The sequence below is a fragment of the Streptomyces longispororuber genome, from assembly GCF_024448165.1.
Classification (GTDB): Bacteria; Actinomycetota; Actinomycetes; order Streptomycetales; family Streptomycetaceae; genus Streptomyces; species Streptomyces longispororuber_A.
Genome location: NZ_JAMOLN010000001.1, coordinates 96,453 through 113,408, shown reverse-complemented (window position 1 = coordinate 113,408; position 16,956 = coordinate 96,453). Strand labels below are relative to the sequence as shown.

At 67.5% G+C, this 16,956-nt stretch carries 15 protein-coding genes and 7 pseudogenes; 16 read left to right on the top strand and 6 right to left on the bottom strand.

The window, feature by feature from the left end; all coding sequences use genetic code 11:
• Positions 1-26: 26 nt before the first annotated feature.
• The 4 genes and pseudogenes from M4J07_RS00610 to M4J07_RS00595 all read left to right on the top strand — a co-directional run.
• Positions 27-212, top strand: a pseudogene (locus M4J07_RS00610) (transposase); the annotation flags it as partial.
• A 378-nt stretch (positions 213-590) separates the two neighbouring features.
• Positions 591-2,264 carry a sulfite oxidase gene (locus M4J07_RS00605; protein ID WP_255965762.1) on the top strand — a complete coding sequence of 558 codons (1,674 nt, stop codon included), beginning with the start codon at positions 591-593 and terminating at the stop codon, positions 2,262-2,264.
• A gap of 113 nt (positions 2,265-2,377) precedes the next feature.
• Positions 2,378-2,970 (top strand): annotated as a pseudogene (locus M4J07_RS00600) (sigma-70 family RNA polymerase sigma factor).
• On the top strand, positions 2,967-3,572 hold the full coding sequence (locus tag M4J07_RS00595; protein WP_255965760.1) for an RskA family anti-sigma factor: 606 nt from the start codon (positions 2,967-2,969) through the stop codon (positions 3,570-3,572). The pseudogene M4J07_RS00600 and the gene M4J07_RS00595 overlap by 4 nt, the downstream one beginning before the upstream one ends.
• A gap of 98 nt (positions 3,573-3,670) precedes the next feature.
• Here M4J07_RS00595 and M4J07_RS00590 read toward each other — a convergent pair whose 3' ends face one another.
• Entirely contained in the window at positions 3,671-4,252 is a 582-nt protein-coding gene (locus M4J07_RS00590; RefSeq protein WP_255965758.1) for a fasciclin domain-containing protein, read from the bottom strand.
• 292 nt (positions 4,253-4,544) lie between these two features.
• On the opposite strand from M4J07_RS00590, the gene M4J07_RS00585 reads away from it, so the two are divergent.
• From M4J07_RS00585 to M4J07_RS00565, 5 genes and pseudogenes are all read left to right on the top strand, one after another.
• Positions 4,545-4,994, top strand: a complete 450-nt coding sequence (locus tag M4J07_RS00585; protein ID WP_255965756.1) for a hypothetical protein — start codon at positions 4,545-4,547, stop codon at positions 4,992-4,994.
• 42 nt (positions 4,995-5,036) lie between these two features.
• Positions 5,037-5,537, top strand: coding sequence for a DUF4383 domain-containing protein (locus tag M4J07_RS00580; RefSeq protein WP_255965754.1), 501 nt, complete (start codon positions 5,037-5,039; stop codon positions 5,535-5,537).
• Between the two features lie 135 nt (positions 5,538-5,672).
• Complete coding sequence (locus tag M4J07_RS00575) at positions 5,673-6,320, top strand: fasciclin domain-containing protein (RefSeq protein ID WP_255965751.1); 648 nt, start codon at positions 5,673-5,675, stop codon at positions 6,318-6,320.
• Between the two features lie 560 nt (positions 6,321-6,880).
• Positions 6,881-8,105 (top strand): annotated as a pseudogene (locus M4J07_RS00570) (IS256 family transposase).
• 67 nt (positions 8,106-8,172) lie between these two features.
• A complete protein-coding gene (locus tag M4J07_RS00565; RefSeq protein ID WP_255965749.1) occupies positions 8,173-8,730 on the top strand; it encodes a GNAT family N-acetyltransferase in 558 nt (185 codons plus the stop codon).
• Positions 8,731-9,142: 412 nt separating this feature from the next.
• Here the strand turns inward: M4J07_RS00565 and M4J07_RS00560 are convergent, their stop codons facing one another.
• Complete coding sequence (locus tag M4J07_RS00560) at positions 9,143-9,475, bottom strand: chaplin (RefSeq protein ID WP_255965747.1); 333 nt, start codon at positions 9,473-9,475, stop codon at positions 9,143-9,145.
• Positions 9,476-9,748: 273 nt separating this feature from the next.
• A pseudogene (locus M4J07_RS00555) lies at positions 9,749-10,199 on the bottom strand (transposase); the annotation flags it as partial.
• Between the two features lie 45 nt (positions 10,200-10,244).
• Between M4J07_RS00555 and M4J07_RS00550 the strand changes: the two are divergent.
• The gene (locus M4J07_RS00550) at positions 10,245-10,352 is read left to right on the top strand and encodes a hypothetical protein (protein WP_308284714.1); all 108 of its coding nucleotides are present in this window, start codon (positions 10,245-10,247) and stop codon (positions 10,350-10,352) included.
• A 566-nt stretch (positions 10,353-10,918) separates the two neighbouring features.
• On the opposite strand, the gene M4J07_RS00545 is transcribed toward M4J07_RS00550, so the two are convergent.
• On the bottom strand, positions 10,919-11,314 hold the full coding sequence (locus tag M4J07_RS00545; protein ID WP_255965744.1) for an SRPBCC family protein: 396 nt from the start codon (positions 11,312-11,314) through the stop codon (positions 10,919-10,921).
• A gap of 5 nt (positions 11,315-11,319) precedes the next feature.
• Positions 11,320-11,922 carry a CGNR zinc finger domain-containing protein gene (locus M4J07_RS00540; RefSeq protein ID WP_255965742.1) on the bottom strand — a complete coding sequence of 201 codons (603 nt, stop codon included), beginning with the start codon at positions 11,920-11,922 and terminating at the stop codon, positions 11,320-11,322.
• 360 nt (positions 11,923-12,282) lie between these two features.
• On the opposite strand from M4J07_RS00540, the pseudogene M4J07_RS48655 reads away from it, so the two are divergent.
• Positions 12,283-13,290, top strand: a pseudogene (locus tag M4J07_RS48655) (IS256 family transposase); the annotation flags it as partial.
• 59 nt (positions 13,291-13,349) lie between these two features.
• Here M4J07_RS48655 and M4J07_RS00520 read toward each other — a convergent pair.
• Complete coding sequence (locus tag M4J07_RS00520) at positions 13,350-14,153, bottom strand: alpha/beta fold hydrolase (RefSeq protein WP_255965732.1); 804 nt, start codon at positions 14,151-14,153, stop codon at positions 13,350-13,352.
• A 142-nt stretch (positions 14,154-14,295) separates the two neighbouring features.
• On the opposite strand from M4J07_RS00520, the gene M4J07_RS00515 reads away from it, so the two are divergent.
• The 5 genes and pseudogenes from M4J07_RS00515 to M4J07_RS00490 all read left to right on the top strand — a co-directional run bounded on the left by M4J07_RS00515 (position 14,296) and on the right by M4J07_RS00490 (position 16,942).
• Positions 14,296-14,904: a TetR/AcrR family transcriptional regulator gene (locus M4J07_RS00515; RefSeq protein ID WP_255965729.1), complete on the top strand. Its 609-nt coding sequence runs from the start codon at positions 14,296-14,298 to the stop codon at positions 14,902-14,904.
• 200 nt (positions 14,905-15,104) lie between these two features.
• Positions 15,105-15,365 (top strand): annotated as a pseudogene (locus tag M4J07_RS48650) (transposase); the annotation flags it as partial.
• Positions 15,366-15,369: 4 nt separating this feature from the next.
• Positions 15,370-15,768, top strand: a pseudogene (locus M4J07_RS48645) (winged helix-turn-helix domain-containing protein); the annotation flags it as partial.
• Between the two features lie 284 nt (positions 15,769-16,052).
• Entirely contained in the window at positions 16,053-16,361 is a 309-nt protein-coding gene (locus M4J07_RS00495) for a transposase (RefSeq protein ID WP_255965725.1), read from the top strand.
• The gene (locus M4J07_RS00490; protein ID WP_255965723.1) at positions 16,358-16,942 is read left to right on the top strand and encodes a DDE-type integrase/transposase/recombinase; all 585 of its coding nucleotides are present in this window, start codon (positions 16,358-16,360) and stop codon (positions 16,940-16,942) included. The genes M4J07_RS00495 and M4J07_RS00490 overlap by 4 nt, the downstream gene beginning before the upstream one ends.
• Positions 16,943-16,956 lie beyond the last annotated feature (14 nt).

Sequence of the window (16,956 nt, the reverse complement as noted above, 5' to 3'; positions counted from 1 at the left end):
GGGTCGCCGAGTTCGCCGATGCCTGAGGCCGCAAGTACCCGGCGATCGTGAAGCTGTGGGAGAACGCTTGGGAGGAGTTCACCCCGTTCCTGCGGTTCGACACCGGGATCCGCCGCATCGTGTGCACGATGAACGCGATCGAGCCGGTGACTGCCCGCATCCGCCGGGCGGTCAAGGCCCGCGGGCACTTCCCCAACGAGCAGGCAGCGTTGGGCCGTACCCGCCTCATCAACGGCGCGGACAGGATGTGCACTCTCACGGCTGCTCCCCCGGAGTAGTCGACCTGGCCGCTGAAGCGGCGGGTATCACCGCTTTCCTGCGGCGGTCATTGCCTGACCTGATCGGGCGGTGTCGTGTGGGTCCGTGTGCCCTCCGGTAATCCGGCGGCCTGTGCCCCGCGGCTTGGTCTTCGCACAAGCCGTCACTCTTTCGCCGCGCACGCTGCCTTCCAGACCGTGGAATACCGGCAGCCCGGCGGCGCTGTCACCAGGGACCGCGCTGCTTTGCCTGCTACTGCTGCCGCATGCCCCTTCATCCCTCGATGGCGTGAACGACCAATCCAAGCGCTGCGCAAGGACGGATTCCCGGACATGGACGACGACTCGACTCCCACGCCGCTGCGCGGCATCAAACGCTTCTCTTTGGGCGCGCTGAGCGGCCTGCTCGCCGGATACGCGGCGATCGCGGTCGCCGAGCTGGTCTCCGCGGCGGTGCGGCCCGAATCTGGTCCGGTCATCGCGGTGGGCGGGGCGGCGATCGACCGCACCCCTCCGGCGGTCAAGGACTGGGCGATCCGGCAGTTCGGCACGAACGACAAGCTGGTGCTGCAACTGGGCATTCTGGCCGTGCTGACCGTGCTCGCCCTGGTGCTCGGGGCGCTCGCCGCGCGATGGCGACTGATCGGCTCACTGGGTGTCCTCGCGTTCGGCGTCGTCGGTGCCCTGGCCGCGACCAGCAGGCCCGATTCCACCAGCGTCACGGACGCGCTGCCCTCCGCCGTCGGCGCCATCGTCGGCGCCTGCCTGCTCTACTACTTGATCGGGCGCCTTGGACGCGCCGGGGACGTCACCGGCCAGACCTCTGCCTCTCGAGGCTCGGTCCCGGATGACGGCGCGGCGCCGGCACTGGATGACACAGCCCCCGTACATGACGCCGACGGCTCAGGTGGGTCGGGGTGGGACCGGCGCGGGTTCATCCTGGCCGCGACCGCGGCGGCAGCGGCCTCCACCGGTGCTGGGCTCGCGGGCCGGGCACTGAACGGCTCGCAGGGCCAGAACGCCGTCGCCTCCCGGAAGGACGTGGTGATTCCCGCCCCGGCGTCGAAGGCGGCCCCGGTGCCGCGCGGGGCCGCCCTGCGGATCAAGGGCATCAGCCCGTTTGTGACGCCCAACGGTGACTTCTACCGCGTCGACACCGCCCTGGTTGTCCCCAAGGTCGACGCCACCAGCTGGAAGCTGCGTATCCACGGCAAGGGCGTCGAGCGCGAACTGACCGTCTCCTTCGACGACCTGCTGAAGATGCCGCTCATCGAACGCAACATCACCCTGACCTGCGTCTCCAACGAGGTCGGCGGCCCCTACGTCGGCAACGCTCGCTGGATCGGCGTCCGCTTGACCGACCTGCTCAAGCAGTGCGGGGTGAAGCCGCCGTCGAAGGGCGGGCCCGCCGACCAACTGGTGGCGCGGTCGGTGGACGGGATGACCATCGGCAGCCCTGTCGAGGACGTGATGGACGGCCGCGACGCGATGCTCGCCCTCGGCATGAACGGCCAGCCGCTGCCGTTCGAGCACGGCTTCCCGGTACGCATGGTCGTCCCGGGACTGTACGGCTACGTGTCGGCCTGCAAGTGGATCCAGGACATCGAGCTGACCACGTTCGACGCCTACGACTCGTACTGGGTCAAACGGGACTGGGCGCAGAAGGCGCCGATCAAGACCGAGTCGCGCATCGACGCGCCCAAGCCGTTCGCCCGCCCGAAGGCCGGCACGGTCATGGTCGCCGGTGTCGCCTGGGCGCAGCACCGCGGCATCGACAAGGTCGAGATCCGGGTCGACGACGGGCCCTGGGAAGAAGCACGGCTCGCCGCTGAGGACACCCGGGACACCTGGCGGCAGTGGTCCTACCCCTGGGACGCCACCAAGGGCGGCCACACTCTGACCGTGCGGGCCACGGACCGGACGGGCGAGACCCAGACCGAGAAGCGCACTCCGACCATCCCCGACGGCGCCTCCGGATGGCACTCCGTCGTCGTCACCGTCGACTGACTCCTGGCCGAAGCGCACTTCGGGCCCCTGATTCGAGTGGAGGGGCAACGTTGTGCGTTACTGGTGTCTTTGACCTGCTCAGCCGCAGCCCAGCGGTGTTCGGAAGGCGGCACATGACACACCCCAGGCCGGTCGGGCCCGGTCCAGCCCGTGGACTTGATCTGCAGGATCAGCTTGCCCTCGTCGCGCAGGGGGATCGCGAGGCGTTCTCCGTCATCTATGAGGCGGTGGCCGCGCCCGTGTTCGGCGTCGTGTGCAAGCTGCTGCGCGATCATGCCCAGTCCGAGGAAGTCGCTCAGGAAGTGCTCGTCGAGGTCTGGCGTACCGCGGCGCGCTACCGCGCGGATCAGGGCACTGTCCTGAACTGGGTGCTCACCTTGGCGCACCGGCGCACCGGCGCACCGTGGACCGGATCCGTTCGGTGGAGGCGGCTGCCGCGCGCGACCACCGGGTCGCGCTGCTCGATCAGGTCCCGGAGTTCGACGAGGTGAGTGAACAGGTGGAGGGGCAGTTGGAGCGGAAACAGCTGCGCCGCTGCCTGCGTTCTCTCAGTGAGATCCAGCGTCAGTCGGTGACGCTGGCGTACTACCAGGGCCTTACCTACAAGGAGGTCGCGGAGGCGCTGTCCACGCCGTTGGGCACGATCAAGACGCGACTGCGTGACGGGCTCATCCGGCTACGCGACTGCTTGGGGGTGACCGCATGACCGCCCAGGCGGACCTGCACACGCTGACGGGCGCCTACGCACTGGATGCCCTGGAAGAAGACGAGCGCGTCGCGTTCGAACAACACCTCGCCAAGTGCGAGGACTGCGCCCAGGAAGTATGTGAGCTGACGGCGACCGCCGGACGGCTGGCGCTCGCGGCCACAATGCCGCCACCGCCTCGCCTCAAGGCTCAGGTATTGGAGCAGATCGCTGGTGTGCGGCAGCAGGAGCGTCCTCATTCCGGGGTGACGGCCTTGTCGCGCACAGCACGTCGCGGGCACGCCATGCGTTGGGCGCTCGCCGCCTGTGTCGCCGCTGCTGCCGCGCTCGGCGGCACGACGCTGTGGCAGCACCAGCAGGCCGACGAAGCCCGTCAACAGGCCCAGGTCGCGCAGCGGCAGGCCGACCAGATCACCGAGGTGCTCTCCGCTCCGGACGCCAAGGTGACCTCGAGCCTGATGAACCCCTCCCGGACGAACCAGAGCGTCCTGATGGCGGGCGCCGTCGGCAAGGCGTCCGGCGTGGGTGTCACCCTCGAACCGGACGGCGGCTCCAAGCAGCCCACCACCCAGCCGGTGGCCCTGCTGCAGCTGCCCGCCTGATCGATTCGGACCTTCCCGGGCCATGGTCAAGGGGTGCACCTTCGGTGCACCCCTTGACTCCCCTTTTCCCTCCGACTGCGCGCCGTTCGGTCGTACAGTCAGCTCTTGGGCATCAGGACACTGTCGATGATGTGGACAGTGGCGTTCGAGGTCTGCACATCGCCACAGACAATGTTCGCGCTGTCGTTGACCTTGAACTTCTCGCCGGAGCCCGAGGTCGTCAGCTTGCTGCCCTCCAGCGTCTTGAAGCTGCCGTCGGCCAGCTTGTCCTGCGTGACCTTCTCACCCACCACGTGGTACGTGAGGATCTTGGTCAGCTGCGCCTTGTCGTTGAGGACCTTGTCCAGGTCCGCCTTCGGGATCTTCGCGAACGCCTCGTTCGTCGGCGCGAAGACCGTGATGTCCTTGGCGTTGTTCAGGGTGTCGACGAGACCGGCCTTCTTCACCGCCGTGACCAGCGTCGACAGGTCGGGGTTGTGCGAGGCTGCCGTGGCCACCGGGTCCTTGGCCATGCCGTCGAAGGAACCCGCGCCGTCCTTGGGGACGGAGGAGCAGGCGGGGCCGAACGGGCCCGTCATGTCGTCGGCCGAGGCGGCCGGGGCCAGCGCCGCCAGCGAGAACGGGAGCGCGAGCGCCGCCGTTCCGACCAGGATCCGGGTGCTTACGCGATGAGCAGTCATGATCAACACTCCTTTGCGGCGGGCTGCGGACCCGCCGGGCCCCCGAGCGGCCCGGGGCCGGTGAGAGCGCGGGCTACCGGGGGTCGGCGCGTCATTCGCGCCCTCACACCAGTAATTCGACGCCACACGGGATCCGGATTGCCTCGTTCTGAGAATTTCGTCACTTTCGGCAATCCGCGGCGGATACTGGTGCCGGATTACCGGTGGAGGGCACACCCAGTGGTGCGGCGCCATTCGCAGCGGGATCCGCGGGCGCACGGGACAGGAGGGGCGCTTCAAGGAGGAGCCGGCCATGAACCACTCGAAGATCCTCACCCGGGCCTGCGCCGCGGTCCTGACAGGGGCCTTCGCCCTGACCGGCCTCGCCGCCGGCGGCAGCGCCCACGCCTCCGGCTGGGATCCGGACGACTGGGGGCCCGGCGGCTCCTGGTCTGAGACCTTGACCTGGTCGGGGTCCTGGACGGAGTCCGCGGCCGAGACCTGGACCTGGTCCGGGAACGGGCATGACGACCATGCCGCTCCGGCCGTCGTGACGGCACGGACCGAGGTCTACGTCCGTGACGCGCCGACCGTGCACGCGAGGGCCACCGCCACGCTGCCCGCGGGCTCCCACGTCCGGCTGTTCTGCCAGACCGACGGCGGCCACGCGGACGGAACGGTCTGGTACTTCGACAACGACGCCCACGGCTGGATCAGCGCCGCCCATGTCCGGCCCACCGGCTGGCAGCCGCCCAGCTGCTGACAGCTGCCCTTATCCGCCAGGAGGGGCAAGGAGGTTCTCGCAGTGACCACACTGCACGCCGGCTCCCACGCCCGACCGCGGGTGACACTCGACGATCACCTGCCGGTCGACCACCGCCTGAGCCGGGTCTACCGGTTCAGCGCCGGGATCATGGGCGTGTTCCTGCTGGCGTTCGGCGTCCTGGGCCTCATCCGCCGTATCGGCTTCTTCGACACCGGCGCCAACACCGTCCTCGGCCTCAACACCAACGGGGCCCTGAGCGTCCTGTCCTTGCTGGTCGGCGGCGTCCTTCTGGCGGCCGCCGTCCGTGGCGGGAACACCGCGTCCACCGTGAACATGGTGCTCGGCATCGGCTTCCTGCTGGCCGGCTTCGCGTTCCTGTTCGCGCTGGACAGCCGCCTCAACTTTCTCAACTTCCGGATGCAGAACGTGTTGTTCAGCTTCGCCGCCGGACTGCTGCTGATGACCGGCGGCATGTACGGAAGAGTCAGCGGAGGGCTCCCTCACGACAACCCGTACTGGCGCTCCCGGCACCCAGGCTGACCAGGGCGGACGAGGACTCTCCTCCCCTTGGGTTTCACTCGTTCGAGGAACCGACCAATCCGCGGCGGCGACCGCACCGGATTCCCCGCGATGGAGGCGGATGGCCTCCACAGTTCCGATCGTTGAGGGATTTTCATGCAGACTCGCCTTCGTCGTGCCGCCGTCGTCGTCGCCGCCGCGGCCATGCTGCCGCTGGCCCTGACCGCGTGCTCCGACAGCGACTCCAAGGACAAGGCCTCCGACAGCGCCTCATCCGCGTCGAAGGGGTCGGGCATGGCCAGCCCCTCCGACGACATGAGCACCGCCGACGAGCCGTTCGGCCCGGCCTGCTCCTCCGTGCCCAAGGACGGCGCGGGCTCCTTCGACGGCATGGCCAAGGACCCCGTCGCCACCGCCGCCTCCAACAACCCGGCCCTGTCCACCCTGGTCACCGCGGTGAAGAAGGCCGGCCTCGTCGACACCCTGAACAACGCCAAGGACATCACGGTCTTCGCGCCCACCAACGACGCCTTTGCCAAGATCCCGAAGGCCGACCTGGACAAGGTCCTGAACGACAAGGCCCAGCTCACCAAGATCCTGACCTACCACGTCGTGGGCCAGAAGCTGGCGCCCAAGGACCTGGAGAACGGCTCCTTCGACACCCTGGAGAAGTCGAGGCTCACCACCTCCGGCTCCGGCGAGAACTACAAGGTCAACGACAGCGCCAACGTCGTCTGCGGCAACGTCAAGACCGCCAACGCCAACGTCTACATCATCGACACGGTCCTCATGCCGAAGAGCTGACACGACCGCGCAGGCCGGCCGGCGGGACGGCCTGCGCCGAACGGCCTCCGCACACAGGCCCGCCCCAGGTGATTCCTTGGGTATCCGGGGTGCACACGGGCCTGCGGAGTCGGGCCGGGGAGGTTGCGGTGCCTTCCCGGCGGTCGTGTCCAGCGGGCGGGAGGGATGGGGTCGCGACAGCAAACCCACCCCTCCTGCCCGCTCCTGGCGTTCTGCCAGCCATAACGTCTGGCCCCTCGGAGCCGACCTCAATGAGCGCAGGCGCCGAACTCCTCGTGCCGCGCCCGGGCTTCGTACAGATCCCTGGCGCTGACGTCTCGTCGAGCGAGGGTGGTGCGCCGGGCTTCCGCGCGAGCCTGCTCCATGAGCCGCCTGAACTCTTCCTGCGGCATCGCACTCGCCTCACCAGGACTGCATGTCTGTCACTGGTATTACGTCGCCACACGCGGGAGCAATGCTCAGGACCTGTGGATCAGCCTGGGAGGAGGTACCTTCCCGGCTGAGATCTATGGGGCACCGAGCAAGGCCGACGTTGCAGCGCCGGCCGGGAAGGCACGTGCGTGCTCAGCGTAGTGAACAACGACGGCACCACGGTCAACGTCTCCTCTTTGATCGACGAGATCGTCCGGGAAGGTGCGAGGCGGATGCTGGCCGGCGCGCCGGAGTCTGAAGTCAACTTCTACATAGCTGAGTTGGCGCACGAGAAGGACGAGCGGGGGCGCTGGCTCGTGGTCCGCAACGGTCACCACCAGCCGCGGAAGGTATCCATGGCCGCGGGAGCCGTCGAGGTGCGGGCCCCGCGCGTCAACGACAAGCCCATCGATGAGGCAACAGGTGAGCGCAAGCGGTTTTCCTCGGCGATTCTTCCGCCCTGGTGCCGTAAGTCTCCGAAGATCAGCGAGGTGCTGCCTCTGCTCTACCTGCACGGCCTGTCATCAGGCGACTTCGTGCCCGCTCTTGAGCACTTCCTCGGCAGCTCGGTGGGCCTGTCACCGGCGACGGTCACTCGACTCACTCAGCAGTGGCAGGCCGATCACTAGGCGTTCGGCGAGCGTGATCTGTCCGGCAGTGACTACGTCTACGTGTGGGCCGACGGCATCCACCTGCGCATACGCCTGCGGGAGGCGAAGTCGTGCGTGCTCGTGTTGATGGGTGTGCGCATGGACGGCACCAAGGAGTTGACCGCCATGAGCGACGGCTACCGGGAATCGGCCGACTCCTGGGCCGACCTGCTGCGCGACTGCCAGCGGCGCGGGATGCACGCCCCCGTCCTTGCGGGCTCTGACCGAGGTCTTCCCCGAGACCCGCCACCAGAGGTGCTGGGTTCACAAGATCGCCAACGTCGCGAACGCCCTGCCGAAGTCCCTGCCTGGAGCAAAGGACGCTCTGCGGGAGAAATACAACGCCGAGGACCGCGACCACGCGCTCAAGGCCGTCGCGGCGTTCGAGAAGACCTACGGGGTTAAGTTCCCCAAAGCTGTCAAGAAGATCACCGACGACACGGACGAACTGCTCGCGTTCTACGACTTCCCTGCCGAGCACTGGATCCACCTGCGCACCACCAACCCCATCGAGTCCACCTTCGCGACGGTCCGGCTCCGCACGAAGGTCACGAAGGGCGCCGGCAGCGCGGCCGCCGACTTGGCGATGGTCGTCAAACTGGTGGATTCCGCCCTGCAGCGGAGGCGAGCCGTGAACGCGCCCCACCTCGTCGCACTGGTCCGTGCCGGGGCCTGCTTCGAACGGGGCATCCTCGTGGAGCGATCCGCGGCCCGCGCGGCCTGAACACTACCGACGGCCGCCGGCCGGAAAACCGGTGGCAGACCCGCCAGCCCATGGTGAAGATCGCGACATGCCCAACTTCCTGGAGACCGACCGGCTCGCCCTGCGCGCCTTCACAGCGGCCGACACCGACCATCTGCTCGACCTGGACAACGACCCCGAGGTCATGCGCTTCATCAACGGAGGCCGTCCTACCAGCCGTGAGGCAATCGAGACGCGAGTCCTGCCGCGACTTCTGCACGACTACCCGTGCTGGGAGAGTCGCGGTTACTGGGCTGTGCAGGAGAAGACCACCGGCACTTTCCTGGGCTGGTTCGAGTTCCGCCCACTGGACGAGTACAGCTCCGCCCTGGTCGAACTCGGCTACCGGTTGAACCAGGCGGCATGGGGGCACGGCTACGCCACCGAGGGGTCCCGGGCCCTAATCCATCAGGGGTTCACCGACATGGAGGTCGAGCGGGTCACGGCGAACACGATGGCCGTCAACACCCGTTCCCGCCGTGTCATGGAGAAGTCGGGGCTCTCCTTCGTCCGGAACTTCAGCGGGGACTGGCCGGAGGCGATCGAGGGGTCCGAGCACGGTGAAGTCGAGTACGAACTCACCCGGACAGAGTGGGAACAGCGTTAGATGTCGACGACCCAATCCACAACTCTTGAAAACTTCTCCTACACGCGCGCCGGACGGGTGCCGATGGCAGCCCGGTGCGGCCTGTCTGTGCCCCGGACGTCAGAGAGCCTTGCGCATCCTCGTCTACGGGCGTCACCAAATGCGCTGCTCCAGGAGGTGAGGGCTATTTCGGCATACCGCCCTGATCGCTGTGGCTCATACCGCCGCCGTCGCCCCGCTGGCCGACGCCCCAACCGCCCGAACCGTCGGCGTAGCTGTTACCGAAAGGCCGACGTGAGCAAAACTAGGCCGTTGACGGGGACGCCATGTCGTCGGAGCCACGAGGGGCTCTGGCGCCGTCCGATCGGACGGCGCCAGAGCCCTTTCACCGTGCGGCATCAGGTGATGCCCCGGATTGGCGTGGGGTGGTTGCCTACTTCCACGTGCCCATGTCGCCGTCGTGGTTCATCGAGCCGTGCTGGCCGCCCATGTGGCCCTCATCCCAGGCGTGACCGCCCCAGCCGTCCGAACCGTTGGAGCAGTTGTTGCCGAAGGCCGGGTTGAGCAGGCCGATGACGTTGACGGTGTTGCCGCAGGCGTTGACCGGGACGTGCACCGGGACCTGGACCACGTTGCCCGACAGGACACCCGGCGAGCCCCAAGCGGCACCCTGAGCGCCGGCGTCCGCGGACGCGGCACCCGCACCGGCCAGGACCGCACCGCCGACGGTGACCGCGATCGCCGCACTCTTCAGTACACGAGACATGAACTTTCCCTCACTGCTCATACAGCCCCGACCCAAACGGGCGGAGGCAAGGAACTACTTGCTCCTCACTCGCAATCCGGAGCGTCGGCGGGACACGGATTGGCCGACCCCTGCGACTTCACCCGTCCGGACCACACCTCGAACTCCCAGACCAAAGAAGGACGGACCGACAGAGATCTGAATGCGGAAATCGTCAACCGCGTCGAGGCGTGACGATTCAGCTCCGCGTCTTTACTGACGCCCCGAGATGCCGGAGAACGGGATTGTGAGTACACGGGGTGGAGATATCGCCGGATTCTGCACAGAAAGAATCGGCCGGATGGTGTGATTATTTCCGATCCCGACGGCCAGGGGCAGTCCGTTCGCGTCCGACAGGATGTGCATCTTGGTACCTGGCTTGCGCCGGTCCACGGGGCTTGGGCCTGTGTGTCCGCCCCCTCCTTCTAGCGAGGACATGGGCGGTGTCGAGCACGACGCGGGTGACGTCGATGACGCCGGCATCGTCGAGTCGGTGGAGCACGGCCTCGTGCAGCCGACCCCGGACACCGGCTCTCGACCAGATCAAGAACCGCCGATGAGCAGTCGACTTCGAGATCCCAAAACAGGGCGGCAACTGCCGTCATGCGCATCCGGTGGCCAGCACCTAGACGATCGCCGCAAACAGCATCTCATCTGGCGTATCCGGTGTCCCGCCGCCCTGCGGTCGCACCCTCGACTTCTGCACCGGGAGGTGCACGCCGTGGTGGCGCCGCGGGTCGAGTACTCCCTCATGGAGCACGGCCTCACCCTCCATACCGGTCTGGAGCCACTGGCAGCGTGGGGACAGGAGGGCATCCAGCGAATCGGCGCGGAGAAGGTCCCTGTCGACGCCGCGTGAGAAAGGGCATTGGTTGTCTACGGATCCGGGGGCGGACCTGCGTCGCGCGGAGCCCTGTTGCCGCGACCGCGTGGTCGGGTGTCGTGCGGTGACCGTCAAGGGGCAGTAGCGGCGCAAGTCAGCCGCACCGGCGGTCACGCTGCTGGTTACAGCGTCTTCCGTCTGGAGTCCGGCGGTGACCGGTCGATGTTCGCCGGTGTTGCAGTGTTCCGGCGCGGGTTCGACAAGCCCGACTGGCACAGACGGCTTCGTTAACGCCTCCAAGGAACCCACCCGCACCCGGTTGCGTCTGCCGAACGAACGCCTTGCGACCGGCGGACAACCGGCGGCCTCTCACCTGCCGATCCGTCTGCCACATGGCGGCAGCCGGGATCTCCTTTTGTCCTGTGCTCGCCGTATGGCACTGCTGACCGCCCTCGTTCTGGTGCCGGTGGGGGCAGTCCGGGACAGGCCAGCCCTGACAATGAGGGGGCCTGTCCCGCGTGCAGGACCGTTCGAAGCGGAGCAGTGCCCGGTCCGTCGTCGCCGGAGCCTACCGGCCTCCGGTCGGATTCCGCGCGCCGTTGTTACCGCTCGTCGAGGGCGATGGCGACCTGGTCCACGACCTGCTGCCAGTGTGCGCGTCGCCGTTCGCGCTCTTCCGCGTCGGCCAGGTGCTCCTGGTGGAAGCGGAGCATCGTGCGGGTGCCGTCGGCGGCGGGGGCAAGGGCGACCTGGACCGTGGTGGTGCCGTGGGTGACGCGGATACGGTCCGCGGGACGGTAGCCGCGCACCTCACCCGTCACTCCTTCGTCGGTCCGGTAGGGCGCGCCCCGTTCCGGGGTGAGGGCCGCGCCGGGGCCGAGCCAGAGGCCGATGCCTTCGGGGCTGCTGATGAAGTCCCAGACGATGGCTGCGGGATAGGGGAGGGTGCGGGACACGCCGATCTGCCAGCCGGCGTCCTGAGTGAGCCCTGTGGGCATGAGGGTCATCCTTCCTCGATGTGGCGGGCGCGCAGCGCCCTGACTTTGTGGCGGTTGCCGCAGTGCTCCATGGAGCACCAGCGGCGACGGCCGGGGCGTGAGGTGTCGACGTAGATGAGGTGACAGTCCTCCGCGGCGCAGGTGCGGACGCGGTGCGCGAGAGGGCCGGTAAGCAGGTCGATGGCATCCCGGGCGACGGTGGCCGTCAGGTGCGTTGCGGTGAGGGCCGCGGCCCACTGCCGTTTGCCGTCCGGGGTGATGGCGGGGGCCATGGCCAAACGGGCAGCCGCTTCGTTGATGACCTCCAGGTCGCGGGGCGGGTGAGGCTCCCCGCGCATCTGGGAGATGACCACCTGGAACAGCGCGTCGCGCAGCCTGCGGATGTCGGCCACTTCCGCATGGGAGATGTCCAGCGCGGGCGTCGGGGTCAGCCGGGACCGGTCCACCCAGGCGGCCAGGTCGGCAGGCCCGTGCAGGACCTCATACCGGCTGTAGGGGTCGGGGCCGCCGGTGGTCAGCAGTTCCAGGCACAGCGCACCGGGGTCGAAGCGATAGCTGACGCCGGTGTGGGACTGCAGCGTCAGCCCCGCGATGGGCAGGGAATCCATGTAACCAATATAACTGGTTACAGACGACATGAGGTGGGAACTGGGGCATCCGTTGAAGAGTCACGGCCTGGAACTCGTCCGAGCTCCGCGCAGTGGCTGACCAGTTGATTGCATGGGCGCAGACCACGCAGCTCGACCCCGTGATCCGCCGTGAACTCGACCACCAGCTGCTCTTGCACAGAGCCGATGCCAGCGAGCGGGAGTAACCCAGGCTGCTCCCGCTCGTCCGTCCCGCACGCTGAGGGTATGGCCCCCATGCCTCTAGTGATCTATCCGCCCGACGCAGGCGGCGGTCGTCGCGTCCGTATCGACGGGACGATCCACGGCCGCGCGTACTCCGTAGAGGACGTCGCCCGGTTCATGCAAGAGGCCGGGCTGCAGAGCTTTGATGAGTTGGACATCGTCCGGGAGGGCGCCAGGCGAGTGCCGGCCGCCGCTCTGGAGGTCGAAATTGACTCGTACGTAGCCGAGTTGGCCGATGAGAAGCACGAGCGTGAGCGGCGGCTCGTGGTCCGCAACGGACATCACCAGCTCCGGAACGTGACCACCGCGGCCGAGACGGTCGAGGCCAAGGCTCCCCACGTGAATGCCGAACGCATCGACGAGGAGACGGGCGAGCGCAAGCGGCTCCCCTTGGCGATCCCGCCGCTCTGGGCAAGGAAGTCCCCGAAGATCAGCGAGGTGCTGCCGCTCCTCTACCTCCACGGGCTGTCCAGCGGGCATTTCGTGCCTGCGCTCGAGCAGTTCCTCGGTTCTTCGGTCGGCCTGTCACCGGCCACCGTCACCTGGATCACCCAGTGGCAGGCCGACCACAAGACGTTCAGCGAGCGCGACCTGTCGGCCACGGACTACGTCTACGTCTGAGCCGACGGCAATACGCCTGGACGAGGCGAAGGCCGCGGTCGTGGTCGTCATGGGCGAGCGCGGACGGCACCAAGGAGGTGATCGCGAGGGCCGACGGCTACCGCGAGTCCTCGGAGTCCTGGGCGAGCCTGCTGCGCGACTGCCAGCGGCGCGGTACGCGCGCTCCCGTCCTCACCGTCGGCGACGGTGCCCTCGGCTTCTGGCACGCGCTGAACGAGATCTTCCCCGAAACCCGCCACCTAAGACCAAAGATGCTGGGTTCACAGAACGGCCAACTGACGGCCCAGCCCGCGGCGAAGAGGGCCAACCAGGACATCTACAACGCCGAGGACAAGGAGCACGCGGCCGCCGCGGTCAAGGCGTTCGCCAAGCAGTACGGGGCCGAGTTTGGCCGTCAAGAAGATCGTCGATGACGAGGATCAGCTGTTGGCGGTCTACGACTTCCCCGCCGAGCACTGGCTCCATCTGCGGGCCACGGACCCGATCGAGCGGGTTGTCGGGACGGGAATCGGGGCCGGCGATGAAGCCGTCCAGGGGCATGCCTAGAGTGGCGAAGACCTTACTCATGCCTGCTCTTCGGTGGTGAAGAAGCAGGTCAGGACGGGGGCGAGGATCTCTGGGCCGATGTTGTGCTCTTGGCCGGGGAAGACGTGCAGGGTGAAGTTGTCGGCCAGTACGGCGAGTTCTCGTGCGCCGGTGAGCATGTGCGGGGCGCCCGCGTCCCCGCTGCCGATGAGGACGGGCACAGTCACAGACCGCCAGCGGTCGGCGCGCAGCGGCCGACCAGACATGGTGTCACCCATGACCTGGCCGTCATAGGGCAGAGTGCGGGCGGTGGCTTCCATGCCCGCCCAGAAGGGGGCCTGCCGCATCCCGGCGATGGCCTCGGCGGGCATGCCCACGGCTGCGCTCATGAAGTAGGCCGCAGCGTCGCCGTACGCCCCCTGCTTCACGAGGTCCGCCAGGTGGGCAACGTAGTCGGCTGGCAGCGGCGGGCGGCTGGAGTCGGTGATGAAGGGCGGCTCGTACATGGCCAGCCTGGAGACGACGCTGCCACGGGCGACGGCCTCCAGCGCCAGCACGGCGCCGGAGGACATGCCGAACACCATCGCCTCGCCACCCGCGCGCTCGATCAGGGCGTCCAGGTCCTCGACCTCGCGCTGCACGTCGTACTCCGGACTGTCCCCGCTGTCGCCGCGTCCCCGGCGGTCGTACGTGATGACGGTGTAGTACTCGGCCAGCAGGCCGGCGAGCGCGGCGGAATCGCCGCGCGTCATGAAAGCGCCGCCGACGAGCACCACCGCGGGGCCCGAGCCCTGCCGTTCGTAGGCGATGGCAGTGCCGTCGGCAGAGAACACCTTGTCCATGAGAAACCCACTCCACATGTATGCGCGGTACGCAGGGCCGGAAGCCCCACCTCTTTGGAACTGGACGGTACAGTACTCGCATGGGTACTGGTCAGTCCAGTACTCTCGTCGGAGAGGCAGACACACGAAGAAGGAGCCGATGATGGACAGCCGTTCAGCGCGCAAGCACGAAGCAATCCTGGAGGCTGCGACCAACGTCTTCCTGGACAAGGGATACGCGGGAACGAGCATGGACGACATCGCGAAGCTGGCCGCGGTCTCCAAACAGACCGTCTACAAGCACTTCTCCGACAAGGAAAAGCTCTTCGCCGACATCGTCCTGGCCACCACCGACCGACTTGACACCACGATCGACCTGTTGGCCGAACTCCCCACCGACGACGCCAACCTGGAAGAGAACCTGACCCGGCTCGCCCGTCAATTCCTGACCGCCCTCACTGACCCCCGTGTGATCCAACTGCGGCGCCTGATCATCGCCAACGCCGACTTCTTCCCCGACCTGGGAACCGAGTGGTACGAGCGAGGCTTCCAACGAGGGCTCACCACGCTGGCGGCAACCTTCCAGCGCCTGGCCGACCAGGGGCTCCTTCGCGTCGACGACCCGCTCCTGGCGGCGAACCACTTCTCCGGCCTGCTGCTATGGATCCCGGTGAACAAGGCCATGTTCACCGGCCGTGTCCAGTACACCGAGGCCGACCTCGACCGCTACGCCGCCGCCGGCGCCCGTGTCTTTCTCGCCGCCTACCGCTGACCGCCGCCCCGGCCTCGCCAGCTCACGCGCATCTGCCGGGTGGAACACCCGACCGCAGGCCGGGCTTCCGTGTCGCGCTTCACCCTGTCGACAAACGATCGAACGACGACAGACTGAGTGCGCGTCCAATGAACCCGGCCTTTCCGGGCTTGATGGCGGCTCAGATCCAAGAGGATCCGATGGCGGTTGACGACAGGGCCGGAGATCCAGGCCCCTGCGACCTGCGCGAAGTCGTGAACGCGCTGCTGTACCAGAACCGGACGGGCTGTCAGTGGAGGCTGCTGCCGCATGATCTCCCGGCCTGGTCGGCGGTGTTCTACTCCTTCCCCCTGTGGCGCGAGGACGGTCTCGACCAGCAGATTCAGGAGATTCTGCGCTGCCAGGTGCGGGCCAGACGCTTACTGAGCTTGTCTGTGTGTTGTCGCGATGGCGGACGGATGGCGATTGTCGCGGTATGCCCGAGCCATGAGGTATCCGCAAGGCGGTGGCCTGACTGCCGAGCGGCGCGCGTTTCGCGAGGCATCCGTATGGACGCAGCCAGGATGTTCGCTGCCGGGCAGGACAACACGGTGATCGCCAAACAGCTTCGGGTCAGCATCAGGTCGGTGCAGCGATGGCGCCAGGTATGGCAGGGCACCGGAGAGCACGGCTTGTGCTCGAATGGATCGGCCTCTCGGCCAGGACTGAGCGAGGCCCTGTTCGTGGTGCTGGAACAGGAGTTGGCCAAGGGCCCGGTGGCGCATGGCTGGGCCGGACCAGACCTGGACGCTGGCCAGGATCAGAACGCTCATCGGACGCCGGTTCCACAAGAGTTTCACTCTCTCTGGCATCGCGAAGATGCTGCGTCGGCACGGCTTTAGCCACTAGCTTGATCTTTAACGTATGCCGTCGAACGGTGCGTCGTACTTGATCACTCGGTTCGGTAACTGCCGTACGCGGAAACGGCCTTCGCCTGAACATGTGCTCCGGCCAAGGAACACACACGTCCAACGCGAAGGCCGTGAGGATGAGTCTGCAGTATCAGGATGTCCGGCAGGAATCGCTGGCGGAACTGTCACGCTTCCGGGGCGAGTTCTACTGGGGCTGATGCACGATCGGGTGACATCTGAACTGGCTTGCCCTGTGGGGCGGGTGGGAAGGATGCCGCTGTGCCCAAGCCTTATCCGGAAGAGTTCCGCCAGGACGTTGTGCGGGTCGCGAGGAACCGCGGCCCGGGCGTGACGGTGGAGCAGGTGGCCGCCGACTTCGGGGTCCCCGCGATGACACTGTGGAAGTGGATGCGCCGGGCGGACATCGACGATGGGACCAGGCCCGGAACAAGCAGCCAGGAGAGCGCGGAACTGCGGGAAGCGCGTCGGCGGATCAAGCTGCTGGAGCAGGAGAACGAAGTCCTGCGGCGGGCCGCGGCCTACCTGTCGCAGGCACACCTGCCGGGAAAAGGATCTACCCGCTCGTGAAAGAGCTGGCCGTGGACGGGGTGCCCGTCACGGTGACGTGCCGGGTGCTCAAGCTCGCCCGCCAGCCCTACTACCGCTGGCTGGAACGACCGGTGACCGAGACCGAGTTGGAGCGGGTCAGCCGCGCGAACGCACTGTTCGACGCGCACCGCGACGACCCGGAGTTCGGCTACCGCTTTCTGGCCGACGAGGCCCGCAGCGCGGGATCGGGCATGGCGGACCGGACCGCGTGGCGGATCTGCCGCGACAACAACTGGTGGAGCGTCTTCGGCAAGAAGCGCAGCCGAAGCAAGAAGGCCGGCCCGCCGGTGCACGACGACCTCGTCCGCCGCGACTTCAGCGCGACCGGACCGAACCAGCTGTGGCTCACCGATATCACCGAACACGCCACCACTGAGGGCAAGTTGTATCTCTGCGCGATCAAGGACGTCTTCAGCAAGAGGATCGTGGGCTACTCGATCGACACGCGGATGAAGTCCCGCCTGGCCGTCACAGCCCTGAACAACGCGGTTGCCCGGCGTGGGAGCGTCGCCGGGTGCATCCTGCACAGCGATCGCGGATCGCAGGACGGATTCAACTGATCGTCGCAACACCT

Coding starts and splice junctions, on each gene's coding strand:
- M4J07_RS00545 (WP_255965744.1), bottom strand. CDS start 11,314: ATGCCCACAGGGCTCACTCAGGACGCCGGCTGGCAGATCGGCGTGTCC.
- M4J07_RS00515 (WP_255965729.1), top strand. CDS start 14,296: ATGGACAGCCGTTCAGCGCGCAAGCACGAAGCAATCCTGGAGGCTGCG.
- M4J07_RS00585 (WP_255965756.1), top strand. CDS start 4,545: ATGAACCACTCGAAGATCCTCACCCGGGCCTGCGCCGCGGTCCTGACA.
- M4J07_RS00540 (WP_255965742.1), bottom strand. CDS start 11,922: ATGGATTCCCTGCCCATCGCGGGGCTGACGCTGCAGTCCCACACCGGC.
- M4J07_RS00520 (WP_255965732.1), bottom strand. CDS start 14,153: ATGGACAAGGTGTTCTCTGCCGACGGCACTGCCATCGCCTACGAACGG.
- M4J07_RS00550 (WP_308284714.1), top strand. CDS start 10,245: ATGGAGCACGGCCTCACCCTCCATACCGGTCTGGAGCCACTGGCAGCG.
- M4J07_RS00560 (WP_255965747.1), bottom strand. CDS start 9,475: ATGTCTCGTGTACTGAAGAGTGCGGCGATCGCGGTCACCGTCGGCGGT.
- M4J07_RS00575 (WP_255965751.1), top strand. CDS start 5,673: ATGCAGACTCGCCTTCGTCGTGCCGCCGTCGTCGTCGCCGCCGCGGCC.
- M4J07_RS00605 (WP_255965762.1), top strand. CDS start 591: ATGGACGACGACTCGACTCCCACGCCGCTGCGCGGCATCAAACGCTTC.
- M4J07_RS00595 (WP_255965760.1), top strand. CDS start 2,967: ATGACCGCCCAGGCGGACCTGCACACGCTGACGGGCGCCTACGCACTG.
- M4J07_RS00590 (WP_255965758.1), bottom strand. CDS start 4,252: ATGACTGCTCATCGCGTAAGCACCCGGATCCTGGTCGGAACGGCGGCG.
- M4J07_RS00565 (WP_255965749.1), top strand. CDS start 8,173: ATGCCCAACTTCCTGGAGACCGACCGGCTCGCCCTGCGCGCCTTCACA.